Origin of the sequence: Maribacter luteocoastalis (assembly GCF_048890225.1) — a bacterium.
GTDB lineage: Bacteria > Bacteroidota > Bacteroidia > Flavobacteriales > Flavobacteriaceae > Maribacter > Maribacter luteocoastalis.
This window is the reverse complement of the sequence record NZ_JBMFZG010000001.1, coordinates 384,947-411,930: the sequence shown is the minus strand read 5'-3', so window position 1 is coordinate 411,930 and position 26,984 is coordinate 384,947. Positions and strand designations below refer to the sequence as shown.

Here is a 26,984-nt window from a genome sequence, read left to right as displayed (position 1 = left end):
ATATAGTCTCCAAAAACGTGAAGCCTTAGTCTTGGATGTGGCTTGTGAAGAGTATCCTATTTATTGCTCAATAGTGGTATTATCTGTTCTAATAGTGTCTGACATAGGCATAGTATCAATCATATCCGGATCACTTTGTGGGCCAGATTCCATGATTTCCATATCATCTTCATCTTTATAGAAATGTTGGAACTTATCTATGTATTCGTTGAATATCAAAGTTTCTTTTTCAGCGATCTCACGATCATCATTAGATATTAATGTATCTATATTTCTTCTGTAAGCTTCCATGTCAGCAATAATATCATCTATATTGCTATATTGCTCATCTAAACTAGTGGAAGCGTAGTATTCCAAACGCTCTTGGTATTTGGTTTTGAGAAGGTTAAACAACTCCCTCGCTTTTTGTGTCTCGCCAACCTTATAATAGCCATCCACAAAGGGCTCAACCAAGGTGTAGTAACCAAAACTCTCCACTGGCATGTTGGTTAAAGAAATTTCTATAATTTCTTTAGCTTTGTCTGTTTTGTTTTCTTTGATCAAAGCCTCCATTAATCGCGCTAAGTTGCCTCGATAGGATACACTTTGAATTCGGGTTTGCGTATCGTGATAAATATTTTTATCTCCAGAATTTCCCCAATCCCATTTTTTAACAATAGCAAACATGAGATCGGTATCAATTCTTCCCATTTCAAAAGAGTTAGGTCGCTCGGTACGTATAGGGACTAATTTATATGCTAAACCATCAAGCTGTAAATAGTCTTTCATCCATAGGTATTCTGCGTCATCAAAACTACCACCGGAGAAATAAAGGGGCCTTTCCCAATTATTGTTGGCAAGAATGTCCAACATCATCATGCTTTTCTTGGTGATTACCCCTGGAAGGTCAATGTCAATAAAGTCAACAATCAAAGCAGAATCTTTTGCTTTCACCAAGCCACTTTCCAATACATTTTTCTTGTTCACGGGCACCCTTATTTTGTTGGTAGGGTAATACACCATATTTAGTGTGTTTTCGGAATATTGGCTTAAATCGGCACCGTTTTGTTCGAAAAGATATTTTAATTTGGTTCTAGGTTTGTCACTATCTATCCAATTGATAAAATCATTTATGGACCACCTATTTTCTGTGATGCCTTGGTGATATAAAACATCCCTATTTCCCCAACGGTATTTTTCATGTGTTAATTGGGAAGGTATAGGGTCACTTTCATAGGCCTTCTTCTTCATTTGATCTACATACCAATCTGTTTCGAATAGACTTGTACAAACAATTCTTACATCGGTACGATAGTGTTCAATTTCTTGGGCATACCAAAGTGGAAATGTATCGTTATCTCCGATGGTGAAAAGTATTGCGCCAGCATCTTCTTGGGTAGAATCTAAATAGGCTTTAGCAGATGCGTTGGCAGTAAAACGATTAGAACGATCATGGTCATCCCAGTTTTGAACTGCCATAACGGTAGGGACTGCCAAAAGACATACAACTACAACGGCTGGGGCTAATATTTTAGGGGTGATCCAATCTTTAAATCCATCGTAAAGGCCATACACGCCAAGACCGATCCAAATAGCAAAAATGTAAAACGAACCCACTAGGGAATAGTCACGTTCCCTTGGTTGGAATATGGATGGATTGGTGTAAAACTGTATGGCAAGACCAGTAAATAAAAAAAATATCATAAGTACCCAGAATTGCTTCGGGTTTTTTGAAATTTGAAATACTAAACCAATAATGCCTAAAAGGAGTGGTAAGAAGAAATAGGTGTTACGACCTTTATTATTTTCAATATCACTTGGTAGGTTGTCTTGGCTACCGAGCCTCCAGCTGTCAAAAAATGATATGCCGCTCAGCCAGTTGCCATTGTCATTATATCTGCCTTGAACATCATTTTGTTTGCCTACAAAATTCCACATAAAATAGCGTAAGTACATATAGTTAAATTGGAATTCTATCATATATTTAATATTATCCCAAACGGTTGGTGGTTCCACCTCTATATAATCACTAAAGCGTTTTAAGAAACTTATGTACTGATCGGCATCTATTTCGCCATTGGCAAATCCGGCTTTAACTTGATTTACAGCTTCACGTAATTCTGCATTGGATTGTGTCATCCTAAAATTTAAGGGTCCAAAATATTGCATGTAGTTAGATGCATTCTGGGAGCTCCACATTCTGGGTAATAATCCTTGGTGTTTTGGATTTGGACCTTGTTCAGAATCCTTATACTTGTTTACTATAATATATTTTCCGAGCGTATAGTCCTTTTCGTATTTGGGTTTTCCATCCCTGTCTTCGCCTGCTGGGGCAAACATGTCGGAGTAGTACGTTCCATAAACAGGACTGTCAACACCAGGATATTGTTCCCTATTGTAATAGGCTAAAAGAGCTCTGGCGTCTTCAGGGTTGTTCTCATTAATGACCACATTTGCATTGGCGCGAATGGGAAGCATCAACCAAGAAGAAAATCCTAAGAATAGAAACATAAGGCATAAAACCACTGTGTTGGCAATCTTATAATTATTCTTTCTTGTATAGCGAAGTCCAAAATAAAAAGAGGCGATGAAAAATAGACCTACTATAATAGAGCCAGAATTAAATGGTAACCCTATGCTGTTTATAAAGAACACCTCTCCCCAGCCAAATAATTGTAGCACATAGGTTAATGAGAATTTATAGACTAACATTAATAGGGCAATAACTATGATATTAGCTAGTAGGAAGTTTTTGACCGTAGTTTTCTTATAGGTCTTAAAATAGTATAATAACCCAATTGATGGTATAGCCAAGAATCCCATAAATTGAATTCCGAATGTTAGTCCTACCACAAATGAAATAAGTATAATCCAACGATTTCCTCTCGGATCTTCCAAACTATCTGTCCATTTTAGGCCTAGCCATAATAAAAGGGCCATAATCAAACTGGCCATTGCATATACTTCTGTTTCCACAGCATTAAACCAAAAACTATCAGAATAAGTAAATGCCAAGGACCCAATGAGTCCGCTTCCTAGAACGGCAATTGCTTTACTATTGGTAAATTGCTCTTCTATATCAATAAGCTTTCTGGTGATGTTGGTAATCGTCCAGAACATAAATAGAATAGTGAAGGCGCTGGAAACTCCAGATACAAGGTTTACCATCATGGCTACCTGACTGGGTTCAAAGGCAAACATGGCAAAAAAGGCCCCGAACATTTGTAATAATGGTGCTCCTGGAGGGTGTCCTACTTGTAGTTTGGCTGCTGTGGCAATATATTCACCTGCATCCCAAAAGCTGTTGGTGGGTTCAACGGTGATGAAATATGTAATAAGTGCTATAAAAAAAACGGACCACCCTAAAAGTGTATCCCATTTTTGGAAGTTCTTTGAAAACATGTAACCTTCGTTAAAGCTATGGGGCGAATTTACTAATTATAATACATAACGGACTACATTTTTTATAAACCTTTAACAGGTGAAAATCATGAATTTTTCAATTATTGATTTAAAAATGTTTGTGCAAACCAAACTTTGTTTTAAATTTGCACGCTCTTAAAGGTATTGGCCCATGGTGTAATGGTAACACTCCGGTTTTTGGTACCGTCATTCTAGGTTCGAGTCCTAGTGGGCCAACTTTATTAAATGAAATCCCGAAATCATAATGATTTCGGGATTTTTGTTTTTGTAAAGCGAAGACTTCTTTTGAAATTGAAAAACAAGTCAAAATACCTGATTTGTTATTGGGCTTTATTTTTTGCGCTTTGTCGCATCATTGCAATTTTCGTATTTGATATTTTGTATATTGCTGCTTGATTTAGCAAAGAAAAGCATGAATTAAGGGCGCGATTCTTGCTGGTCTCAGTTGGTTTTACCCCCATTCTTAAAGCTAATATTATGAAGTTAACCGCTAAAAATCTTAAAATTATATTGCTGCTTGTTTTGGTTGGGTTCGGCATAGGCATCTACCTTCAAGATAAAGAACACCAAAAAAGCACGGCACATGCCTGGAAAGCAAATAGGTATAATCTGGCTAGATTTAATAAAATAACGGAATATACGAAACAAATGAATGCTGCAAATTGGAAGGTAATGCAGGATAGTATCAATAGTCAGTTGGATACAGTAATGATTCTAAGATTTAGGAGAGAGGTTGATAGTATAAAAACTTCCAAAAGTCAAAATACAGCAGAATTAGCAGGTGATGTAGTGAATAAATAATCTGCTTTTTTAAATAGCTAATAAGTTTTCTACAGTATTTTTAAATTTCAATTCCCTGTTATTAATCTTTTAATGGGTTTTCGCTATTGTGTTTTTCTTGTGTTTTAACCCTAAACTGGTCTTCCGCTTCATTTCTTTCCAAATATTCCTCATCTATTTCATCCAAAATAGTGTTCATTTTCCTTTTGTCCTTTATCATGGCCCATGTCATAACTAGGCTAGTTGCTATGATAACAAACAACAATATCCCGGACTCAAAATTAGCAACCACGGCTTCAGTGGGAATCGCATAAAACAATAATACTGTTATTAATCCCCTTGGGGCAATATATAGTTGTGGTAATATATCCTTTCCTATAAATACACGCAGAATTAAAAACCTTATTCCGTAAATAGTGGCTATAATAAGAATGCTAATTAGAGCAACGCGAAAATTGAATAAAGAAGTAATGGCAATACTTAATCCAAAAACAACAAAGAAAAATGTTCTAACTACAAAAGCAGTCTCAAGCGTGATAATATGAAGCTCGTGATAGATTTGTTTTAATTTATCATTTTCTAAAAAAACCGACATTTTGCCAGGAAAAAATAATTTTACATTGGCAATTACCAGCCCAAAAATTAATATGATAACAAGGGATGAAAGGTGAAATTTTTTTCCAATTGCATATAGTAGGAGTAAAACAGCAATCAATAAAAATAGCTTGGCCTGACTCTTTATTTGTTGAAATATGAGAATAATGGCATAGCTGGCAACTAGCCCTATGATTATGGTCAAAAGAATATTGCCTGCAAATCCTACCGCACCATGGTCCGCAGATGGGTCTAAGCCTCCAATAAGATAATAGAACATCATGATGCCCATAATGTCCGAAAATGTACTCTCATATATGTGAAATTCCCTTTTGGTATCGGAAAGTCCACTAACACTTGGAATGATTATGGCGCTAGATAATATGGATAATGGTGTTGCATATAACCATGCCGACTGCATCGGCATGTTAGGCACAAATTGATATAAGATTAAGGCGGCAGCCCATGCAGAGCCAATAAGGCCAAGTAAGGCAATGGACATTGATTTTAAAATAGGAATTAATTTCTCTCTTTTTAGCTCAAGTTCTAGGGCAGCTTCTAAAACGATCATAATGAGCCCTACAATTCCCAGAATTTCTAATCCCCCAGAAAAATCAAGCTCTTCAGGCACAAAATATTTCAGGACATATTGCAATATTATACCTAGCACAATCAACATCAATACTGATGGTATATTGGTTTTTTTCGAAATACCGTTAAACCAGAAAGAAAGAATTATGATAATTGATGCTTCAATAATTAGGTTGTAGGAAGAAAGTAAGTCCATTTTAATAGGATTGATGAATCTGTTCATACTAAAAATAGGTATTATTTGATAAGAAATGATTGAGCGAAAAGAGTTATTTGTTAAATCATTTATTTGTGTGTGAGATGGTTATTGCAGAAAACAAAGATTATTGTATATTTGCACCACTGAAAGGATATAAAGTATTCATGAGGGGACATTTTGTCCCCTCTTTTATTACTTGGTTTTTATGTTAAAGGGAAAAGTAAAAGAGCTGTTAGAGGCGGGATTACAAGAAGATGAGTCGCTTTTTTTGATTGATTTTACTATAACACCCGATAACAAGATTAAGGTAATAATCGATGGTGACCATGGTGTTACGGTCAATGATTGTATCAAGATCAGTAGGGCAATAGAGCATAATTTAGATAGGGAAGAGGAAGATTTTTCCTTAGAAGTGGCTTCGGCAGGTGCTACTAATCCATTGGTCTTGCCAAGGCAGTTTGGTAAGAATGTTGGAAGAAAATTGGAGGTGATTACGGAGGAAGGTACTTTTGAGGGTAATCTTGTCCAGGCGAACGAAAATAGTATTGTTTTAGAGTGGAAGGCCAGGGAGTCCAAACCTGTTGGTAAGGGAAAGGTAACCGTACAGAAAAGAAAGGAGATTAATTTTTCCGATATTAAGAAAGCAAAGGTTGTTTTAAAATTTTAATAAGATTTATAGATGGAAAATATTGCGTTGATAGAATCGTTCTCGGAATTTAAGGATGATAAATTTATTGATCGTGTAACCCTTATGGCAATTTTGGAAGATGTTTTCAGAAATGCCCTAAAGAAGAAGTTTGGTTCTGATGATAACTTTGATATCATTATCAATCCAGATAAAGGCGATTTGGAGATTTGGCGTAATCGTGTTGTAGTTGAAGATGGCGAGGTAGAGGAGCCAAATGAAGAAATATCCTTAACTGAAGCCCGAAAGATCGAGCCAGATTTTGAAGTTGGTGAAGATGTATCCGAAGAAGTGAAATTGATTGATTTGGGAAGAAGGGCTATTTTGGCTTTACGCCAAAACTTGATTTCTAAAATTCATGAGCACGATAACACTACCATTTACAAGCAATTTAAAGATTTAGAAGGCGAGATATATACTGCTGAGGTTCATCATATACGCCATAAAGCAGTTATTTTGTTGGATGACGAAGGAAACGAAATCATCCTTCCTAAAGATAGGCAGATTCCTTCCGATTTCTTCCGTAAGGGTGATAACGTAAGAGGTGTTATAGAAAGTGTTGAGTTAAAAGGTGCCAAACCAACCATTATCATGTCCAGAAGCTCACCTAAGTTTTTGGAACAATTGTTTTTCCAAGAGATACCAGAGGTTTTTGATGGTTTGATTACGATTAAAAAAGCGGTTCGTATTCCTGGTGAAAAGGCAAAAGTAGCGGTAGACTCTTATGATGACCGTATAGACCCTGTTGGTGCCTGTGTTGGCATGAAAGGTTCTCGTATTCATGGAATTGTTAGGGAATTAGGTAACGAAAACATTGATGTTATTAATTGGACATCAAACCCACAATTGTTAGTGACCAGGGCATTGAGCCCCGCAAGAGTGTCATCTGTTAAGCTTAATGATGAAAAGATGACAGCTCAAGTGTATCTAAAACCAGAAGAGGTTTCCAAAGCAATTGGTCGTGGTGGTCATAATATACGATTGGCAGGTCAATTAACTGGTTATGAGATAGATGTGTTTAGGGAAGGTGTTGAGGAAGATGTAGAATTGACAGAGTTCTCTGATGAAATTGATGCTTGGATTATAGATGAGTTCAAGAAGATTGGTATGGACACCGCTAGAAGTGTATTGGAGCAAGATGTTGATGATCTTGTAAAACGTACCGACTTGGAGGAGGAAACAATTCTGGAAGTTGTACGTATACTAAAAGAAGAATTAGAAGATTAGCTATATATTAGCAGTTGAATAAAGAACGGCAATCAGTATTTATGGCAGATAATGCAAGAATAAGACTTAATAAGGTTCTTCGTGAGCTTAATATTTCCTTGGATAGGGCAGTAGACTATCTAAACAGCAAAGGACATGATGTGGAGGCAAGACCTACCACTAAAATTTCCGAAGAGGTTTATCAGGTTTTACTGGACGAGTTCCAAACGGATAAAAGCAAAAAAGTTGCCTCCAAGGAAGTAGGTGAAGAAAAAAGAAAGGAAAAGGAAGCTATTAGGATTCAGTTAGAGCAAGAACAGGAGGAGCGTCGTTTAGCTCGTGAAAAAAGAAATGCTGTAACCGAAGAGAAAAAGTTAGTTGGTAAAGTTGAACTTGCTGGACTTAAAACAGTTGGAAAGATTGATCTTAATCCTAAGAAAAAGGAGGAGGAGAAACCTGTTCAAAAAGAAGTAGAGAAACCGGTAGTTGAACCCGTGGCCGAGGAAAAAGTGGTAGAAAAAGTAGACGTTGTCAAAGATGTTGAACCTGAAAAACCAAAGGTTGAAGTTCCTATTGTTGAGAAAAAGGTTGATGTAGAAGTTAAGGAAGAAGTTAAGGAAGAAGTTAAGGAGGATAAGATAGGAGAGCCTGCAACTTTAGAAACGCAATATAAAAAATTGTCAGGCCCAAAGATTACTGGTGACAAGATAGATTTGTCAAAGTTTCAGAAGCCCAAAAAGAAAAAAGAAGAAATCAAACCTACGGATGCTATAGACCGTAAAAAGCGTAGAAAGCGTATTGTCAGCAAAAATGCACCTGCTCCAGGTCAGGCAGCTGCCCGTACCAGTAAACCTGGAGATAGAAAAGGAAGTAGTAGACGTTTTGCACAAGTAAGCAAAGTTGAGCCTACTGAAGAGGATGTTCAAAAGCAGGTAAGGGAGACCTTGGAAAAATTACAAGGTAAATCCAAAAAAGGCAAAGGTGCTAAATATAGGAGAGATAAAAGGGATCAGCACCGTCAACAGACCGAAAAAGATCTTGAACAGCAAGAATTAGAGAGTAAAATCTTAAAAGTTACCGAGTTTGTTACAGCTAGTGAGGTAGCAACTATGATGGAGGTATCTACAACTGAAATTATTTCGGCTTGTATGTCCTTGGGTATCATGGTTACCATGAACCAGCGTCTTGATGCAGAAACATTATCTATAGTTGCAGATGAATTTGGCTATGAGGTAGAGTTTGTAACCGCTGATATTGAGGAAAGTATTATAGAAGAGGAAGATGCGCCGGAAGATTTAAAGCCGAGAGCCCCTATTGTTACCGTAATGGGTCATGTGGATCACGGTAAAACCTCATTACTTGATTATATTAGGGAAGAGAATGTAATTGCTGGTGAAAGCGGTGGAATAACACAGCATATTGGTGCTTATGGTGTTACCTTGGATAACGGGGAAAAAATCTCCTTTTTGGATACTCCGGGCCACGAGGCCTTTACGGCCATGCGTGCAAGAGGTGCACAGGTTACTGATATTGCAATCATTGTAATAGCCGCAGATGATGATATAATGCCCCAAACAAAAGAGGCTATTAGTCATGCACAGGCTGCCGGCGTGCCAATTATATTTGCTATCAATAAAATAGATAGACCTACAGCAAATCCAGATAAGATTAAGGAAGGTCTTGCCCAGATGAACTTATTGGTAGAAGATTGGGGAGGTAAAATACAATCCCATGATATTTCCGCCAAAACAGGTGCTGGAGTAAAAGAGTTATTGGAAAAAGTATTGTTAGAGGCTGAGTTACTTGAGTTAAAGGCTAATCCATCCAAATTAGCATCAGGAACTGTTGTTGAAGCTTTCTTGGATAAAGGTAAAGGCTATGTTTCTACTATTTTGGTGCAATCAGGTACTTTGAAGATTGGGGATTATGTTTTAGCGGGTACAACTAGCGGTAAGGTGAAGGCAATGCAAGATGAACGTGGTAAAACCGTTGAGCAGGTAGGTCCATCACAGCCAATATCCATCCTTGGTTTGGATGGGGCGCCACAGGCTGGTGATAAGTTCCATGTTCTTGAGGATGAACGCGAAGCAAAACAGATTGCAGCAAGAAGATCTCAGTTGCAACGTGAGCAATCTGTTAGGACACAACGTCATATTACACTTGACGAAATAGGTAGAAGAATCGCCTTAGGGGAATTCAAGGAATTGAATATAATCCTTAAGGGTGATGTGGATGGTTCTGTAGAGGCTTTAACCGATTCTTTCCAGAAGCTTTCTACAGATGAAATTCAGGTAAATATTATATATAAGGCAGTAGGGCCTATCACAGAATCTGACGTATTGTTGGCCTCTGCTTCTGATGCGGTAATTATTGGGTTTAATGTAAGGCCAATGGGTAACGCTAAGAGTATGGCAGAAAATGAGGAGATAGATATTCGTATGTACTCTATTATATATGACGCCATAAACGATCTTAAGGATGCCATGGAAGGTATGCTTTCTCCAGAAATGAAGGAGGAGATTACGGGTACTGCAGAAATTCGTGAAACATTCAAGATTTCTAAGATTGGTACCATTGCAGGATGTATGGTGACAAGTGGTAAGATATTTAGAAACTCTAGGATTCGTTTAATCAGGGATGGTGTGGTATTCTATACAGGAGAATTGTCCTCATTAAAAAGATTCAAGGATGATGTTAAGGAGGTTGCTAAAGGATATGATTGTGGACTTCAGGTTAAGAACTATAACGACATAAATATTGGTGATGTGGTTGAGGCGTTCCAAGAAGTTGCCGTTAAGAAGAAGTTGAAATCTAAATAATAACTAAGCCTTAACTGGCTTAGGATTAAGGCAAAAAAAATCGACCTATATGGTCGATTTTTTTGGTTTTAATAACATGGCGTCCGGATACTTTTTTCGAACCTCATTGAATTTTCGTTCCGCCTCTAGTTTTGATTTAAAACGACCAACGCGAACTCTATAAGTAGGCGAGTCGAAATCTATCTTTGAGGGAAGGTCAGGGAAATCTATCTCAATATTGCTCTTTATTTCTTGTGCTTTTGCGTAGTCACCAAAGCCAACTTGAATCCTATAATATTCGGAATTATGCTTGCTAGATTTGTAAATATCCAGTAATTCAGTGATCTTATTGTCTTGTTCAATATTTATTTTCCCTTCTTGAGCTATGCTGAAATTAACCACAAATGCCATGGAAAATAAATAAAATAAATTTTTCATCAGTAATTATTTTTAAGGATTTAGCCGCTTGTGCAAATGTAATTTTTTAAGGTCTAATTGATTAGCCTTATAGGTTATTTAGAACAGCTATAAATTATAAATTATAAATACATTAACATTTTTTCAAATAAAGTCTATGTCGTATTTTTGCCTTCGATTTAGGCATTTGTTCAGTACAATAATAATTGCTGAATACTAAAATCATGCCAAGATTCCGATTGAAATATATTATATATGAAAAAGGTTCCATACCGCAATCAATTTTCTAAAGTCTTAGGTTTCAGCTTAGTAGTTTGTCTACTTTTTTCGGTTATGTCATCGGCTCAAGATGAGGGCGGTGCTGCTTCTAGTGGTGATGCTACTGCTGGCAAGGCATTGTTCAATCAGAACTGTGCCGCATGTCATGCTCTTAACAGAAAAATGACCGGTCCTGCATTGGCCAATGTTGAGGCGAGATTGGCCGAGGACGAAGGATTGGATAAAGAGTGGCTTTATGCTTGGATCAAAAATAGTCCAGGTGTAATAAAGTCTGGGGATGCATATGCCAATAAAGTGTATGCTGAGTATAACCAGGCTGCAATGACTGCTTTTCCAACATTGTCAAATTCCGATATTGATAATATTTTAGCTTATACGGCGGCTACGCCTCCAGCGCCTGCTGTGGCTGCTGTTGGTGCCTCTGTAGGAGATTCGGCAGGGTCAGGTTCTTCGTCGGGTATTTCCAATGAAATTATTTTGGGTGCTCTGGCTTTGGTATTTGGGTTGTTGGTTGTGATGTTGTTTTTGGTAAACAATACCTTGCGTAGGATAGCTGAAGCTAACGGTGTAACATTAGAAAAGGAAAAGGCTGAAAAAAGAAAACCGATTTGGAAAGCTTTTGTTCAGAATCAATTTTTAGTATTGGTGACGTCTATATTTTTGCTATTAGGTAGTGCTTATTTTGCTTACGGCTGGATGATGCAGGTAGGTGTTGATCAAGGGTATGCGCCAATACAACCTATTCACTATTCGCACAAGATACATGCTGGTGATAATAAGATAGAGTGTAAGTATTGTCATTCTTCTGCTAGGGTTTCAAAGCATTCTGGTATTCCTTCGCTTAATGTATGTATGAATTGTCATAAGTCTATTTATGAGTATAAGGGCAATCCTGAAGGGCCTTCTCAAGAGGATTTGGCCAATGGTTATACCAATGAGTTTTATACTAAGGAAATCAAGAAATTATATAAGGCAGTGGGTTGGGATGAAGAGAACCAAAAGTATACTGGTGATAGTCAACCTGTAGAATGGGTTCGAATCCATAATTTGCCTGATTTTGCTTATTTCAACCATTCACAGCATGTTTCTGTTGCCGGTGTTGAGTGTCAGACTTGTCATGGTCCTGTTGAGGAGATGGAAATTATGTATCAATATTCTCCATTGACTATGGGATGGTGTGTTAACTGCCACCGAGAGACCAATGTAAAGGTTGAAGGCAATGAGTATTACGAGAAAATACATGCTGAACTTTCCAAAAAATATGGTGTGGAGAATTTAACGGCTGCCCAAATGGGTGGTTTGGAATGTGGAAAGTGTCACTATTAATAAATAATTAAAGAAGCTAATTACAGATATTACGTATGGCATCAAACAAAAAGTATTGGAAAAACGAAGCGGAGTTAAATCCTAACGATTCCATTGTTGAGGCGCTAAAGCAAAACGAATTTGTAGAGCAGATTCCTGTGGATGATTTTTTAGGGGATAAGGAGACTTTATCTTCAACTAACACCAATAGAAGGGATTTTCTTAAATATGTTGGTTTTAGTACGGCGGCAGCTTCTTTGGCGGCATGTGAAGGACCGGTTGTTAAATCTATCCCCTATGTTGTTCAGCCGGAAAATATTGTTCCCGGTGTGGCTAATTTTTATGCTACATCAATTGCTAATGGGAACGACTTTGCTAGTATATTGATTAAAACTAGGGAGGGAAGGCCTATCAAAGTTGAGAATAATACTTTAGCTAAAGTTGGCGGGAATGCAAATGCGAGAATTCAAGCATCTGTTCTTTCCTTGTATGACAGTACTAGGTTGCAGGGTCCTTTGGCTAATGGTGAACCAGCAGAGTGGTCTGCTTTAAATGCAGCTGTAAAAGCTAAAATGGATGGTCTTAAGGGGTCTTCCAGGCAAGTTGCTTTATTGACACAAACCTATGCAAGTCCATCTACAAGAAGATTGATCAATGAGTTGATTGCCTCTAATGAAAATGTGATGCACGTTACTTATGACGCCATAACTGAAGATGCTGCGTTAACGGCCTTTGAGAATGCATATGGTGAACGGGCTTTTGCGGATTATGATTTTGAAAAAGCAGGCTTGATAGTTTCTATAGGAGCGGATTTCTTGTCTGATTGGCAAGGTGGAGGCTTTGATAGTGGATATTCGAAAGGGCGTGTTCCTAAGAATGGTAAAATGTCTAGGCATATACAGGTCGAGGCAAATATGTCTTTAACCGGTGCCAACGCTGATAAAAGAATTCCGTTAACACCAACAGCGCAGAAAGTGGTACTTGCTAAATTGTATGGTGCGTTAAATGGTACTTCTGTTGGCGGTAATACTTCTGAGTATGATGGAATTGTAGATCAGATAAGTGCTGAAATAAAAAAGGCCGGCGCAAACGCTGTTGTGGTAACTGGTTTGGATGACCTAAATGCACAAACAGTTGTTTTGGCAATAAATAAAATGTTGGGTAGTAAGGCTTTTGATCCAAGTGCTCCCAGATATGTAAGGCAAGGAAGTGTTAAAGCTGTAAATGCCCTTATTGCTGGTATGAAGTCTGGAAAGATTGGCGCCTTGATTATGGATGGTGTAAACCCATTGTATTCACTGCCTAATGCTGCGGATTTTAAGGAAGGTTTGGGGAAAGTAGATTTGACTGTCGCCTTTTCAACCAATTGGAACGAGACTGCAGAGGCTGTTCAATATGTTGCGGCATCTAATCATTACTTAGAGTCTTGGGGTGACGTTGAGATTAAAAAAGGTCATTTTAGTTTGATGCAGCCTACCATAAAAGAGTTGTTTGATACAAAACAGTTTCAGTCCGCTATTTTAAGTTGGATGGGAAGTGAACAAACATATTATGATTATATAAAGGATACTTGGACTTCGTCTATTTTAAGTGGGGCAAGTTGGAGTCAAGCATTGCAGGATGGTGTTTTTAGCGCAGAGACAATGCTTGTTTCTGATGAAAGTGTTGCTGTTGAGGAAGTTAGGGCGGATGAAGTTGAGAATTCCTTGCCTTTATCAGCTGCAATTCGATCATTGGCGAATGCGACTAGTGACGGTATGGAACTAACGCTGTATTCTAAAGTAGGTATGGGCGACGGCCAACAGGCTAATAATCCTTGGTTACAGGAATTTCCAGACCCAATAACAAGAGTATCTTGGGATAATTATGTTACTATTTCAAAGGCGGATGCTGAAAACATAGGTGTAAGCAATGTGAATGTTGCAAATGGTGGTATGGATGGAAATTATGTTTCCCTTACCGTTAATGGTGTGACAATAAATAAAATTCCTGCTGTAGTTCAGCCAGGTCAAGCTAGGGGGACTGTAGGTCTTGCGTTTGGTTATGGTAAAACGGTGGGTATGAAAGAGGAGATGCAAACTGGTGTAAACGCTTTTGCTTTATACGATGGGTTTTCATCAAATCAATCGGTAAGTGTTGCCAAGGAAGGTGGCAATCATGAGTTTGCCTGTATTCAATTGCATAAAACATTGATGGGAAGGGGTGATATCATTAAAGAAACCTCATTGGAGATATTTAACACTAAAGATCATGCAGAGTGGAACCATGTTCCCCAAGTTTCCTTGAATCATCAGGAAGTACCTGCAACATCTGTAGATTTATGGGATAGTTTTGATCGTTCTATAGGGCATCATTTCAATATGTCTATTGATCTTAATGCTTGTACAGGTTGTGGGGCATGTGTTATAGCTTGTCATGCTGAAAACAATGTTCCTGTAGTAGGTAAGCAAGAAGTTAGAAAATCAAGGGATATGCACTGGTTGCGTATCGATAGGTATTATTCCTCGGAAGAAACTTTTGAAGGTGATAATACTAAGAAGGAAGAATTTGATGGTCTTTCTGGAGAAAAAGGTTCTTTAGGAGGTTTTGGGGAATTGGAAGATCCTTCAGAGAATCCTCAAGTAGCTTTTCAGCCAGTGATGTGTCAACACTGTAACCATGCTCCTTGTGAAACGGTTTGTCCTGTTGCTGCAACGTCTCACGGTAGGCAAGGTCAAAACCAAATGGCTTACAATAGATGTGTGGGTACAAGATATTGTGCAAATAACTGTCCTTATAAAGTTAGAAGATTTAATTGGTTCTTGTATAACAACAATGACGAGTTTGATTTCCATATGAACAATGATTTGGGGAAAATGGTATTGAACCCAGATGTTAATGTTCGTTCAAGAGGTGTTATTGAAAAATGTTCCATGTGTATCCAGAAAACACAATTAACAATCCTTGATGCTAAAAGGGATGGTAGGGTAATTGAAGATGGAGAATTCCAAACAGCTTGTTCTTCTGCTTGTGGCAATGGGGCAATTGTATTTGGAGATGTGAACGATGGGAAGAGCAAGGTCTCTGAACTCAAAGAAAGTGACCGTATGTACCATTTATTGGAGCATGTAGGAACAAAACCAAATGTATTCTATCACGTCAAAGTTAGGAATACCAACGAAGCTTAAACAATACTAGAAAGTAATTATAATAGAAGTCTATGGCGTCGCATTACGAAGCACCTATACGAAAACCCCTAGTAACCGGAGATAAAGGTTATCACGATGTTACCGTGGATATTGCCGCTCCTGTGGAAGGCAGGGCCAATAAACATTGGTGGATTGTTTTCTCTATTGCCTTAGTGGCATTTCTTTGGGGGGTAGGTTGTATTATTTATACGGTATCAACTGGTATTGGTACTTGGGGTCTTAATAAAACTGTAAACTGGGCATGGGATATTACCAACTTTGTATGGTGGGTAGGTATTGGTCATGCAGGAACATTAATTTCCGCAGTATTATTGTTATTCCGTCAAAAATGGAGAATGGCAATTAACCGTTCTGCGGAGGCAATGACTATTTTCTCTGTAGTTCAGGCTGGTTTGTTTCCAATCATTCATATGGGTCGGCCATGGTTGGCTTATTGGGTATTGCCTATACCAAATCAATTTGGTTCTTTGTGGGTGAACTTCAACTCACCACTTTTGTGGGATGTATTCGCAATTTCAACATACCTATCTGTTTCATTAGTGTTTTGGTGGACAGGTTTGTTGCCAGATTTTGCTATGATTCGCGATAGGGCTGTACTTCCGTTTCAAAAGAAAATCTATAGTTTGTTAAGTTTTGGATGGAGTGGTCGTGCTAAGGATTGGCAGCGATTTGAAGAGGTGTCTTTAGTTCTTGCCGGATTGGCAACGCCACTGGTACTCTCTGTGCATACTATTGTATCCTTTGACTTTGCCACTTCTGTAATACCAGGTTGGCATACGACGATATTTCCACCATATTTTGTTGCTGGGGCCATCTTCTCTGGTTTTGCAATGGTGAATACGTTGTTGATTATCATGCGTAAAGTATGTAATCTAGAGTCTTATATTACTGTACAACATATAGAGCTAATGAATATTGTAATTATGATTACAGGTTCTATAGTTGGTTGTGCCTATATCACCGAGTTGTTCATGGCATGGTATTCCGGTGTTGAGTATGAGCAATATGCTTTCTTAAATAGGGCCACTGGACCTTATTGGTGGGCATATTGGGCAATGATGACCTGTAACGTGTTCTCTCCGCAGTTTATGTGGTTCAAAAAATTAAGGACTAGTATCATGTTTTCTTTCTTTATTTCAATTGTTGTAAATATTGGAATGTGGTTTGAAAGATTCGTTATTATTGTAACCTCTTTGCATAGGGATTATCTTCCTTCTTCTTGGACCATGTTCTCACCAACATTTGTAGATATAGGAATTTTTATTGGAACAATAGGTTTCTTCTTTGTGCTGTTCTTATTGTATTCTAGAACGTTCCCTGTAATTGCACAGGCAGAGGTTAAATCTATTTTGAAATCTTCTGGTGAACGATTTAAAAATTTAAGGGACGCTGGTAAACCTCTTTATGAAATTTCTACCGCTAAAGTAATGGTTAAGGAATCAATAACTGATGATGTTATAATGGGAGAGGTGGTTCCTTCAGAAGGTGATAAAGTTGGTGTTAATGAGCTTTTAAGTTCTATTGGGACTTTTGACCCAACCAAAGAAACTGCTGATGACCTTAAGAAGGTAAAAGGAATAGGTCCACAAATGGAAGCAACCCTAAACCAAATTGGAATATTTTCATTTGCCCAGGTTGCTAGGATGACAGAAAGAGAGTATAACTTGTTGGATTCTATCACAGGTTCGTTCCCAGGAAGGGCACAACGTGACGATTGGGCAGGACAGGCTAAAGTATTAAATAACAAAAAGTAGATATGGCATCTAAAGTTATTCAGGCATTTTACAACGACGATGACGTGCTTATGCATGCTGTGAAAAAGGTAAAGGCCGCTAAACATCACATTGAGGAAGTATATTGTCCTTTTCCAGTTCATGGTTTAGATAAGGCAATGGGATTGGCACCGACACGTATTGCAATTACAGCGTTTATGTATGGCTGCGTTGGTCTTGCGGTTGCCGTATTGATGATGAATTATATAATGATTGAGGATTGGCCTCAGGATATTGGTGGTAAGCCTAGCTTTAGTTACTTGGAAAACATGCCAGCTTTTGTGCCAATTATGTTTGAGCTAACTGTTTTCTTTGCTGCGCACTTAATGGTTATCACATTTTACCTAAGAAGTAGATTATGGCCATTTAAAGAAGCAGAGAATCCGGATGTTAGGACTACCGATGATCATTTTCTTATGGAAATAGAGATTCATAATAATGAGCAGGAGTTAAAAGATTTATTGGCAGATACAGGTGCCGTTGAAATTAGTATATCAGAAAAAAGCAGTCATTAAATATGAACAGTTTTACAAAAATAGTAGCAGTATTATGTTTGGTCATACTTTTTGCGGCTTGTCAGGATAATAGCAAGCCAAACTATCAGTATATGCCTAATATGTACGAATCGGTAGGATATGAAACTTATGGTAAAGTTGGTTTTCTACCATCTGAATCTGAGGCTCTTTTACCACCTGCCAATACAATCAACAGAGGTTGGTTGCCTTATGAGATAGAAAATACACCTGAGGGAAAGGAGTTGGCAAGATTGAATAGTAGTGTGTTAGATTCAACGGCATCTGAAACGAATTTGGCCATAGGAGGACAATTGTATTCAATATATTGTGCCATTTGTCACGGGGATAAAGGTAAAGGTCAAGGAACTTTGGTGAAAAGGGAGAAAATCTTAGGTGTGCCAAGTTATGATGATCCTGCACGTAATATTACCGTGGGAACTACTTTTCATACGATTCAATACGGATTAAACTCTATGGGTTCTTATGCCTCTCAAATGAATACAACTGAAATGTGGCAGGTCTCAGAATATGTAATGAAGTTGAAACAAGATTTAACCAAATAACAGGTAAAGAATACTATGTATACGTTATCAAATAGACTTAAGATAGGATCCATTATTTTAATGGCTGTAGGACTTCTTGGCATAATAGGAGGTTTTGTTATGGCACCTGGAACTGTAGAGGAAGCAAAGGCATTGGTTGCTAGTCATGAAGATGGTCATGGTGAAAGTCATTCCTCTGCTGATGCACACGATATGGGAGCAAATGACCATGGGGTAGAGGCGGCACACGGAGAATCCCATGATGCGTCACATGATGAGCATTTACTTCATCAATTACAGAATAAACCATGGGCTGCGCTTTATGTTGCTGCATTTTTCTTTATGATGATTGCTTTAGGTGTTTTGGCTTTTTACGCAATACAACGTGCTGCGCAAGCTGGTTGGTCACCATTGTTGTTTAGGGTAATGGAAGGAATTACGTCTTACTTGGTTCCAGGTGGGATTATAGTTTTTGTGATCTTAGTGCTATCCGTATTGCACATGAACCACTTATTCGTGTGGATGGATGCGGATGTTGTAGCGCATGATGAACTGCTTCAAGGTAAAGCGGGATATTTAAACCCAACATTCTTTTTAATACGAGCAGCTATCTTTTTGGGTGGTTGGATCGCTTATAGGGAATATTCAAGAAAATTATCACTTCAACAAGATGAATCAGATGATAATTCTAATTTTAAATTAAACTTTAGAATCTCAGCAGCATTTCTAGTATTCTATCTTATATCTGAATCTATAATGTCATGGGATTGGATAATGAGTGTAGACCCACATTGGTTTAGTACTTTGTTTGGTTGGTACATTTTTGCAAGTATGTTTGTGTCTGGAATTACTGTTATTGCAATGGTTACCATTTATTTGAAATCTAAAGGTCTATTACAGGATGTAAACGATAGTCATATACACGATTTAGCAAAATTTATGTTCGGCATAAGTATTTTCTGGACTTATTTATGGTTTTCTCAATTCATGTTAATTTGGTATTCAAACATACCGGAGGAAGTGACGTACTATGTTACAAGAATACAAGATTATAAATTGCCATTCTTTGGTATGGTGGCAATGAACTTTTTGTTTCCTGTTCTTTTATTGATGAATAGTGATTACAAACGTATTAATTGGTTCGTGATTATGGCTGGTATAGTAATTCTTGCTGGTCATTATATGGATATTTTTAATGCAATAATGCCTTCAACGGTTGGAGACCAATGGTATATTGGTTTATCTGAAATTAGTTCGGTATTGTTTTTTGCGGGTTTATTTATTTTCTGGGTGTTCAGGGCACTTTCAACAGTACCGCTACAACCTAAGAGAAATCCATTTATTGAAGAAAGTAGACACTTTCATTATTAGTAGTTTTAAAGTATAATATTAAAGCATACAATGACGACATTATTAACTTTAGCTGTTTTAGTTCTTGTGGCAATTGCTATTTGGCAAATGACCAAAATATTTGAATTGTCTCAGCTTAGAACGGAACATTCTGAAATAGCATCAGATAAAGACAACAAGAACAACGGGTATCTAATGTTCGCGTTTTTGATTTTTATCTATGGAATAACAATTTTCAGCTTTTGGAAATATACTAAATTTTTATTGCCTGATGCTGCATCTGAACATGGTGCGGAGTATGACAGCTTAATGCTGATGTCTTTTGTGATTATTTTTATCGTTCAGACACTTACGCAGGCCTTATTACATTATTTCAGTTTTAAATATAAAGGTGAAACGGGCAGAAAGGCCTTATTCTATGCCGATAATGATAAGTTGGAGTTCATTTGGACCATTATACCAGTGGTGGTATTGGCAGGTTTAATTCTTTGGGGATTATATACATGGACTAATATTATGGATATTAATGATGAGGACGATCCATTGGTAGTAGAACTTTATGCGCAGCAATTTAACTGGACAGCTAGATACGCTGGTGATGATAATGTTTTGGGTGGAGCCAATGTGAGGATGATTGATATTGATCGTGCAAACGTATTAGGTTTGGATGAGTCTGATACTTATGCCGAGGATGATATTATAGTAAAAGAACTTCATTTGCCTGTTGGTAGAAAAGTGAATTTTAAAATGCGTTCACAAGATGTATTACATTCTGCTTATATGCCCCATTTTAGAGCTCAGATGAACTGTGTGCCTGGTATGATTACAGAATTTTCTTTTACCCCAATTTACACTACCGAGGAAATGCGACAAAACCCGGATGTTGTTGACAAGGTAAAAAGGACGAATAAAATTAGGGCTGAAAAGTCTGCTGGTGGAGAGGATATTTTAGATCCATGGGAGTTTGATTATATTTTACTTTGTAATAAAATTTGTGGAAAATCCCACTATAATATGCAAATGAAGATTATTGTAGAGTCTGAAGAGGATTTCAATAAATGGGTTGACAGTCAGTCGACATTTAAGGAGACTGTCTTAAAGGATGAAACAGCACCTGCTTTTAATACTGTTGAAGGAATTTCGTCAGCGCATTAAATAAAGTATTTTAAAATTAGGCTAGAAAAAGAATATTTAAATAAAAAAACCGATTATGTCAGCAGTAACAGCACATGTAGATGGTCACGCACACGAAGATCATGGGCATCATCATAAGGAGACATTTGTAACTAAATATATATTTAGTCAAGATCATAAAATGATCGCAAAACAGTATTTAATTACTGGATTGATTATGGGCTTTATAGGTATTGCGATGTCTCTATTGTTTAGAATGCAATTAGCATGGCCAGGAGAGTCTTTTCCAATATTTGAGGCCGTTCTTGGTAAATGGGCACCAGATGGTGTCATGGATGCCGATATTTATTTAGCGTTAGTTACCATTCACGGTACTATCATGGTCTTTTTTGTTCTAACGGCTGGTCTTAGTGGTACGTTTAGTAACCTTTTAATTCCATTACAGATTGGTGCTAGGGATATGGCATCAGGATTTTTGAATATGGTTTCATATTGGTTGTTTTTTACATCAAGTGTTATCATGCTTATTTCATTGTTTGTCGAGGCTGGTCCTGCAGCTGCAGGTTGGACAATTTATCCTCCATTGAGTGCACTGCCAATGGCGCAACCAGGTTCTGGAATGGGAATGACCTTATGGTTGGTATCTATGGCTATTTTCATCGCTTCTTCCTTACTTGGTTCATTAAACTATGTAGTTACAGTAATAAACCTTAGGACTAAAGGCATGTCCATGACTAGGTTGCCGCTTACTATTTGGGCATTTTTTGTAACTGCTATTATTGGAATTATATCATTTCCAGTGTTATTATCGGCAGCTTTGTTGTTGATAATGGACAGAAGTTTTGGTACTTCGTTTTTCTTATCGGATATATTCATTCAAGGAGAGGTATTGCATTATCAAGGAGGTTCACCAGTTCTTTACGAGCACTTGTTCTGGTTCTTGGGTCACCCTGAGGTTTACATCGTATTATTGCCTGCTTTAGGTATTACATCTGAAGTAATGTCTACAAATGCCCGTAAGCCTATATTTGGATATCGTGCTATGGTTGCTTCTATTTTGGCTATCGCATTCTTGTCCACAATAGTATGGGGACATCATATGTTTATTTCTGGTATGAACCCTTTCTTGGGATCAGTATTTACATTTACAACCTTATTAATTGCAATTCCATCTGCGGTTAAAGCTTTTAACTATATAACTACATTGTGGAAGGGTAACTTACAGTTAAACCCTGCTATGTTGTTCTCTATTGGTTTGGTATCTACATTTATCACAGGTGGTTTAACGGGTATTATATTAGGTGATAGTACATTGGATATTAATGTGCACGATACCTATTTTGTAGTAGCACATTTCCATTTGGTAATGGGTATCTCCGCACTTTATGGTCTTTTTGCCGGTGTTTATCATTGGTTCCCTAAAATGTTCGAGGGTAAGATGATGAACAAGAACTTGGGTTATGTGCATTTTTGGATTACCGCAATATGCGCTTATGGGGTATTCTTCCCAATGCACTTTGTGGGTATGGCCGGTGTTCCTAGAAGATATTATGAAAATACCGCGTTTCCTATGTTTGATGAACTTACGGATGTTCAGGTATTAATGACAGTATTTGCAATTATTGCAGGTGCTGCACAATTAGTGTTCATTGCTAATTTTATATATAGTATTTTCTACGGTAAAGTAGGTCCTAAGAACCCATGGAAGTCTAATACCCTTGAGTGGACAGCTGAACAAAAGCATATCCATGGAAACTGGGAAGGCGCCATTCCAGAAGTTCATCGATGGGCTTATGATTATAGTAAGGTTGATGAAAATGGTGAGTATATTATTCCAGGTCAGGATTTTGTACCTCAAAATATACCTTTACAGGTTGATGAAGAGGAATTGAATCATTAAAATTCAGATAGAAGTTTAGAAAAATGCCCAATTGATTCAATTGGGCATTTTTTTTGATACAATAGATCAGAAATAGTTTCCGTATTTTTATTCTAACATTACACTAAACGACATTTTAATATATGAATAGGCAACTGGTTATATTGTTTTTAATATTAGTAGGTTTTCAATCTTTTGGTCAGCGAAAGCCAAAGATTAAGGGAAATAGAAACGTTGTGGAAGTCCGTGAGGATCTACCACCTTTTAGTGCCATTGAATTAGAAGATGACTTAGAAGTTGTGTTACAAAAATCTTCTAATGAAGGTTATATGGTTGAGGCTGATGATAATTTGTTAGATGTGCTCAAATTTAAGGTTGCGGATAGTACTTTGATAATTTCCTCATTCTACAATATCACAACAAAAAAACGATTAAATATAACAATCTATTATACCGAATTAGATAGGCTATCTATGAACAATGGGGAAATTAGTATGAACGATGTGATCACTTCTGATAAATTAGATATACAAACTAGTGGTACTGCGAGGTTGGAATTGAATGCAACTGCTAGCATTATTAATATAGAAATGGAGGGTATTAGTTCTGGTGATTTTAATGTTGCAAGTGATTCACTAAATCTAACGCTAAAGGATCGTATAGACGTTAAGGTGTATGCTACAGGAGAGAGCAATACCATTTACATGTATAAAAATGCCTCTGCTAAGTTAGAAGGTAATGTAGAAAGGGTAATGGCTAAACTATATGGTAATAGTAACTTAAAGGCAGAAAAGTTAGAAACAAATGCTACAGTTCTAGTATCGGAGGATTCACCAAGTGCCTATGTTTTTGTAACTACTGATTTTCAATTATCATCCAGAGGTTCTTCGAAAACTAGTTTGTATGGAAATCCAAAAATTACAATATTGGATTTCTTGGATACCTCACAGTTACATAAGGAAAACTAATTTGCAATAGGGGCGGTTAAGCAGTGCTCTGGAATCCCAAAACCATCAATAAGTTCATGGATATGAGGACGCAGTTCTGTACACAAACGTTCTACTCGTTGTCTTAACGCTTTCGATTTTGAACTTCCAATATATCCTTGTTCTAAATACCAAGAGGCATCTTTTCTGATTTCAAACAAGGCATATAGCGTAGCTAATTTTTGGAATAGTTCTTTGTGTTCTTGGCTGTTAATAGTATCTGTAAAGTCAGTAAAAGTAGAATAAGCAAGTTCTATACTATAGGCCTTGCCTAATGCTATTAAATGGGTCTGTACTTTTAAGAAGGCCTGGTAAGAAGGAACCCCCTTTTTAATGTAATCCCTTATGCGCATGGCCAAGGTATATGTTAATCTTCTTGTCCTGTACTCAAAGGCGTGTTTGTGAAATTTAGGGTTGTACAGGTGGTCTTTATCCACCTTATTGGCATATAATGGATTTACAGTTGCAAGTTTATCACTTAGCTGCTGGCTGAGTAACTTTAGAACCGATGAGAATCCTGCACTATTAAATTCAGCCTTAAAGTCGGATAGTACACCTTTGGCAGCAAGTTGTAGCAACACATTATTATCGCCTTCAAATGTTGTAAAAATATCAACATCGCCTTTTAGGTCCGCAATTCGGTTTTCTATTAAATACCCTTTTCCACCACAGGCTTCACGACATTCTTGGAGCGTATTATTGGCATACCAAGTGATAACAGATTTTAACCCTGCAACTTGGGTTTCCACTTTTCGTTTGTCAGGTTGTGTTTCATCACAATAAACAGACATCATTTTATCCAATGTTATGTGATATATATACGCACTGGCTACTAGGGGTATCAATCTCAGTTGATGGGTAGGGTAATCCATCAATAAATCCTCTTGTATTTTTTTATTGTCATTAAACTGCCGTCTTTTTAAGGCGTGTTTTATGGCAATGGCCAAGCCCATTTTCGCACCTCCTAATCCTGCACGAGCTACACATATTCTGCCGCCCACCAAGGTGCCCAACATAGTGAAAAATCGTTTGTTTGGGTTTTTTATCTCTGAATAATATGTGCCATTTTCTGTAATAGTGCCAAAATTGTTCAAAAGATTGGCTCGAGGTACCTGAACCTGATTAAACCAAATTTTACCATTGTCCACACCGTTTAATCCCAATTTATAACCATTGTCCTCAATGGTTATGCCCGGTAAAATTTTGTGTTTGTCATCTCTTAAGGGAACAAGAATAGCATGTACGCCTTCATTTTTTCCATTGACTATTAATTGTGCAAAAACTGAGGCTATTTTAGAATGTAAGGCATTTCCAATGTATTCTTTATTGTCGTTTTTGCCTGGGGTGTGCATAACTATACTGTCAGTTTTATTATCATATGTGGCAGTGGTCTTAATGCCACGTACATTGGATCCATGCCCAGTTTCGGTCATAGCGAAACACCCTAATAGTTCAGCTGTCCCAGCTCTCTTTAAATATTTATCATGCTGTTCTTTACTACCTAATTTTTGGATGCTCCCTCCAAAAAGCCCAAATTGTACCCCAAATTTAATTGCCATGCTTCCATCAACATACATCATTTGTTCAAAGATTTTGGAATAACCTTCCATATTGTTCGTACCGCCATAAGCTTCAGGATAAGCCATTGCACCATATCCTTTTAATGCCAGGTTTTTTATCTGCTTTAAAACAATTTCTCGAAACGCATCCTTATTTCTATGTATACCCCAATTAAATATTGGCTCGTTAAGAATTGTTCTAAATTGATTTATAGTTTCCGCGTGATCTCCATTTAAAATAGCATCAATCAATGTACTATCGTATAAATTAGAAATACCATGATGTTCTACCGCAACGTTGAACAAATGATTATAATGATTGGGTTGTATGCCTAAATTAATTTCTATGTCCTTTAGATGATTGTTAAAGGGGTATGACACTAGATGTGCGGAAGCTACTTTTTGACTAAAAGTAGCTAACGGATAATTCACGCTTTCTATTAACTTCACATTAGAAGATGAAATCACATATTTCCAATTCTTAAATACATTTTCTGCTGGTGGATTATCGGTATGTAACCATGATTTAAGCTGTTCTTTTTCATCTTTATTCAAACTGTCATCCTTCTGTATGGCATTTTGAACTACATTAGTTTCCGAAGCGGATACTAAATCATCTGACCAAATCACATAAAAAAAAGGAATGTATTGAAGTATTCCTTGTGGGTAAGCTATCTTTTCCATGATATGAATTTACGATTTATCTGTTAATATTGAAGTGAATAAACCATTCTTGCCATAGAACTATTTGACTATCTTTGTTAGTGTATGAACGAGTTTTTAGATCCATCCGGAGCGCATTTTTCAGATGCAGAAGTAGATATAGAAAGAGCATTAAGACCTGTCTCCTTCGATGATTTCACCGGTCAGGAACAGGTGCTTGAAAATTTAAAAGTTTTTGTAGAGGCAGCTAACCAGAGAGGAGAGGCTTTAGATCATACTTTGTTTCATGGCCCTCCAGGGTTAGGAAAAACTACATTGGCCAATATATTGGCAAACGAGTTGGGTGTTGGCATAAAGATCACTTCTGGCCCTGTCTTGGATAAACCTGGGGATTTGGCAGGTTTGTTAACCAACCTTGAGGAACGAGATGTCTTATTCATTGATGAAATACATAGGTTAAGCCCTATTGTAGAGGAGTACCTATATTCTGCAATGGAAGACTATAAAATTGATATCATGATAGAGACGGGTCCAAATGCCCGTACGGTTCAAATTAACCTTAATCCATTTACTCTAATTGGAGCCACAACACGCTCTGGTTTGCTTACGGCACCTATGAGAGCACGATTTGGCATACAAAGTAGGTTACAATATTACGATACAGAATTACTTTCCACTATTGTTCAGCGAAGTGCTGAAATTCTAAAGGTCCCTATTACCAATGATGCATCTATAGAAATAGCGGGTAGAAGCAGGGGAACACCACGTATTTGTAATGCCCTGTTAAGAAGAGTCCGGGATTTTGCCCAGATTAAGGGTAATGGTAATATTGATATGGAAATTTCAAAATTTGGGTTGAAAGCATTAAATGTGGATGCGCATGGTCTTGATGAAATGGACAATAAAATTTTAGTAACCATAATTGACAAATTTAAAGGTGGCCCAGTTGGTATTACTACCTTAGCAACGGCAGTTTCTGAAAGTGCAGAAACTATTGAAGAGGTTTATGAGCCTTTCCTAATTCAACAAGGGTTTATTATGAGAACGCCTAGAGGTAGGGAGGTAACGGAGTTGGCATACAAACATTTGGGAAGAATTAAGGGGGGAATACAACCGGGGTTGTTCTAAACTTTCGTTTTT

The 26,984-nt window shown here is 37.4% G+C and carries 18 protein-coding genes and 1 tRNA gene; 15 read left to right on the top strand and 4 right to left on the bottom strand.

Going from position 1 to position 26,984, the window contains the following annotated elements:
• Nucleotides 1–60 precede the first annotated feature (60 nt).
• Nucleotides 61–3,381: a glycosyltransferase family 117 protein gene (locus ACOCEA_RS01750; protein ID WP_420754470.1), complete on the bottom strand. Its 3,321-nt coding sequence runs from the start codon at nt 3,379–3,381 to the stop codon at nt 61–63.
• Nucleotides 3,382–3,547: 166 nt separating this feature from the next.
• Between ACOCEA_RS01750 and ACOCEA_RS01745 the strand changes: the two genes are divergently transcribed.
• Together ACOCEA_RS01745 and ACOCEA_RS01740 are read left to right on the top strand one after the other, a co-directional pair.
• A tRNA-Gln gene (locus tag ACOCEA_RS01745) sits at nt 3,548–3,618 on the top strand.
• 261 nt (nt 3,619–3,879) lie between these two features.
• Nucleotides 3,880–4,203, top strand: coding sequence for a hypothetical protein (locus tag ACOCEA_RS01740; protein WP_420754469.1), 324 nt, complete (start codon nt 3,880–3,882; stop codon nt 4,201–4,203).
• A 61-nt stretch (nt 4,204–4,264) separates the two neighbouring features.
• Here the strand turns inward: ACOCEA_RS01740 and ACOCEA_RS01735 are convergent, their stop codons facing one another.
• Complete coding sequence (locus tag ACOCEA_RS01735; RefSeq protein WP_420755027.1) at nt 4,265–5,563, bottom strand: cation:proton antiporter domain-containing protein; 1,299 nt, start codon at nt 5,561–5,563, stop codon at nt 4,265–4,267.
• 208 nt (nt 5,564–5,771) lie between these two features.
• On the opposite strand from ACOCEA_RS01735, the gene rimP reads away from it, so the two are divergent.
• The 3 genes from rimP to infB are packed head-to-tail and all read left to right on the top strand — an operon-like array spanning nt 5,772 to nt 10,276.
• Entirely contained in the window at nt 5,772–6,233 is a 462-nt protein-coding gene (gene rimP / locus ACOCEA_RS01730; protein ID WP_420754468.1) for a ribosome assembly cofactor RimP, read from the top strand.
• Between the two features lie 12 nt (nt 6,234–6,245).
• The gene (gene nusA / locus ACOCEA_RS01725) at nt 6,246–7,478 is read left to right on the top strand and encodes a transcription termination factor NusA (protein ID WP_420754467.1); all 1,233 of its coding nucleotides are present in this window, start codon (nt 6,246–6,248) and stop codon (nt 7,476–7,478) included.
• Nucleotides 7,479–7,519: 41 nt separating this feature from the next.
• Entirely contained in the window at nt 7,520–10,276 is a 2,757-nt protein-coding gene (gene infB / locus ACOCEA_RS01720) for a translation initiation factor IF-2 (RefSeq protein WP_420755026.1), read from the top strand.
• Between the two features lie 45 nt (nt 10,277–10,321).
• Here the strand turns inward: infB and ACOCEA_RS01715 are convergent, their stop codons facing one another.
• On the bottom strand, nt 10,322–10,693 hold the full coding sequence (locus ACOCEA_RS01715; RefSeq protein WP_420754466.1) for an SPOR domain-containing protein: 372 nt from the start codon (nt 10,691–10,693) through the stop codon (nt 10,322–10,324).
• Between the two features lie 234 nt (nt 10,694–10,927).
• Between ACOCEA_RS01715 and ACOCEA_RS01710 the strand changes: the two genes are divergently transcribed.
• The 9 genes from ACOCEA_RS01710 (at nt 10,928) to ACOCEA_RS01670 (ending at nt 23,604) form a co-directional block, all read left to right on the top strand.
• Nucleotides 10,928–12,277 carry a c-type cytochrome gene (locus tag ACOCEA_RS01710; protein ID WP_420754465.1) on the top strand — a complete coding sequence of 450 codons (1,350 nt, stop codon included), beginning with the start codon at nt 10,928–10,930 and terminating at the stop codon, nt 12,275–12,277.
• Between the two features lie 35 nt (nt 12,278–12,312).
• Entirely contained in the window at nt 12,313–15,423 is a 3,111-nt protein-coding gene (locus tag ACOCEA_RS01705) for a TAT-variant-translocated molybdopterin oxidoreductase (RefSeq protein ID WP_420754464.1), read from the top strand.
• A 32-nt stretch (nt 15,424–15,455) separates the two neighbouring features.
• The gene (gene nrfD / locus ACOCEA_RS01700; protein WP_420754463.1) at nt 15,456–17,198 is read left to right on the top strand and encodes an NrfD/PsrC family molybdoenzyme membrane anchor subunit; all 1,743 of its coding nucleotides are present in this window, start codon (nt 15,456–15,458) and stop codon (nt 17,196–17,198) included.
• Between the two features lie 2 nt (nt 17,199–17,200).
• Nucleotides 17,201–17,731, top strand: a complete 531-nt coding sequence (locus tag ACOCEA_RS01695) for a DUF3341 domain-containing protein (RefSeq protein ID WP_420754462.1) — start codon at nt 17,201–17,203, stop codon at nt 17,729–17,731.
• Nucleotides 17,732–17,733: 2 nt separating this feature from the next.
• Nucleotides 17,734–18,294, top strand: a complete 561-nt coding sequence (locus tag ACOCEA_RS01690) for a c-type cytochrome (RefSeq protein WP_420754461.1) — start codon at nt 17,734–17,736, stop codon at nt 18,292–18,294.
• A gap of 15 nt (nt 18,295–18,309) precedes the next feature.
• On the top strand, nt 18,310–19,644 hold the full coding sequence (locus ACOCEA_RS01685; protein ID WP_420754460.1) for a quinol:cytochrome C oxidoreductase: 1,335 nt from the start codon (nt 18,310–18,312) through the stop codon (nt 19,642–19,644).
• Between the two features lie 30 nt (nt 19,645–19,674).
• Nucleotides 19,675–20,778, top strand: a complete 1,104-nt coding sequence (locus ACOCEA_RS01680; protein WP_420754459.1) for a cytochrome c oxidase subunit II — start codon at nt 19,675–19,677, stop codon at nt 20,776–20,778.
• 55 nt (nt 20,779–20,833) lie between these two features.
• The gene (locus ACOCEA_RS01675) at nt 20,834–22,657 is read left to right on the top strand and encodes a cytochrome c oxidase subunit I (RefSeq protein ID WP_420754458.1); all 1,824 of its coding nucleotides are present in this window, start codon (nt 20,834–20,836) and stop codon (nt 22,655–22,657) included.
• A gap of 122 nt (nt 22,658–22,779) precedes the next feature.
• Nucleotides 22,780–23,604: a GIN domain-containing protein gene (locus ACOCEA_RS01670; protein WP_420754457.1), complete on the top strand. Its 825-nt coding sequence runs from the start codon at nt 22,780–22,782 to the stop codon at nt 23,602–23,604.
• On the opposite strand, the gene ACOCEA_RS01665 is transcribed toward ACOCEA_RS01670, so the two are convergent.
• The gene (locus ACOCEA_RS01665; RefSeq protein WP_420754456.1) at nt 23,601–25,865 is read right to left on the bottom strand and encodes an acyl-CoA dehydrogenase family protein; all 2,265 of its coding nucleotides are present in this window, start codon (nt 25,863–25,865) and stop codon (nt 23,601–23,603) included. The genes ACOCEA_RS01670 and ACOCEA_RS01665 overlap by 4 nt on opposite strands.
• 84 nt (nt 25,866–25,949) lie before the next feature.
• Here ACOCEA_RS01665 and ruvB point away from each other — a divergent pair, with 84 nt between their 5' ends.
• Complete coding sequence (gene ruvB / locus ACOCEA_RS01660) at nt 25,950–26,972, top strand: Holliday junction branch migration DNA helicase RuvB (RefSeq protein ID WP_420754455.1); 1,023 nt, start codon at nt 25,950–25,952, stop codon at nt 26,970–26,972.
• Nucleotides 26,973–26,984 lie beyond the last annotated feature (12 nt).

Bases quoted from the DNA above. Each gene is read 5' to 3' on its own strand.
- ACOCEA_RS01710 (WP_420754465.1), top strand. From the start codon at position 10,928: ATGAAAAAGGTTCCATACCGCAATCAATTTTCTAAAGTCTTAGGTTTC.
- nrfD (WP_420754463.1), top strand. From the start codon at position 15,456: ATGGCGTCGCATTACGAAGCACCTATACGAAAACCCCTAGTAACCGGA.
- ACOCEA_RS01680 (WP_420754459.1), top strand. From the start codon at position 19,675: ATGACGACATTATTAACTTTAGCTGTTTTAGTTCTTGTGGCAATTGCT.
- ACOCEA_RS01695 (WP_420754462.1), top strand. From the start codon at position 17,201: ATGGCATCTAAAGTTATTCAGGCATTTTACAACGACGATGACGTGCTT.
- ACOCEA_RS01690 (WP_420754461.1), top strand. From the start codon at position 17,734: ATGAACAGTTTTACAAAAATAGTAGCAGTATTATGTTTGGTCATACTT.
- ACOCEA_RS01675 (WP_420754458.1), top strand. From the start codon at position 20,834: ATGTCAGCAGTAACAGCACATGTAGATGGTCACGCACACGAAGATCAT.
- nusA (WP_420754467.1), top strand. From the start codon at position 6,246: ATGGAAAATATTGCGTTGATAGAATCGTTCTCGGAATTTAAGGATGAT.
- ACOCEA_RS01740 (WP_420754469.1), top strand. From the start codon at position 3,880: ATGAAGTTAACCGCTAAAAATCTTAAAATTATATTGCTGCTTGTTTTG.
- ACOCEA_RS01665 (WP_420754456.1), bottom strand. From the start codon at position 25,865: ATGGAAAAGATAGCTTACCCACAAGGAATACTTCAATACATTCCTTTT.
- ACOCEA_RS01735 (WP_420755027.1), bottom strand. From the start codon at position 5,563: ATGGACTTACTTTCTTCCTACAACCTAATTATTGAAGCATCAATTATC.
- ruvB (WP_420754455.1), top strand. From the start codon at position 25,950: ATGAACGAGTTTTTAGATCCATCCGGAGCGCATTTTTCAGATGCAGAA.
- ACOCEA_RS01705 (WP_420754464.1), top strand. From the start codon at position 12,313: ATGGCATCAAACAAAAAGTATTGGAAAAACGAAGCGGAGTTAAATCCT.
- ACOCEA_RS01685 (WP_420754460.1), top strand. From the start codon at position 18,310: ATGTATACGTTATCAAATAGACTTAAGATAGGATCCATTATTTTAATG.
- ACOCEA_RS01715 (WP_420754466.1), bottom strand. From the start codon at position 10,693: ATGAAAAATTTATTTTATTTATTTTCCATGGCATTTGTGGTTAATTTC.
- ACOCEA_RS01670 (WP_420754457.1), top strand. From the start codon at position 22,780: ATGAATAGGCAACTGGTTATATTGTTTTTAATATTAGTAGGTTTTCAA.
- rimP (WP_420754468.1), top strand. From the start codon at position 5,772: ATGTTAAAGGGAAAAGTAAAAGAGCTGTTAGAGGCGGGATTACAAGAA.
- infB (WP_420755026.1), top strand. From the start codon at position 7,520: ATGGCAGATAATGCAAGAATAAGACTTAATAAGGTTCTTCGTGAGCTT.
- ACOCEA_RS01750 (WP_420754470.1), bottom strand. From the start codon at position 3,381: ATGTTTTCAAAGAACTTCCAAAAATGGGATACACTTTTAGGGTGGTCC.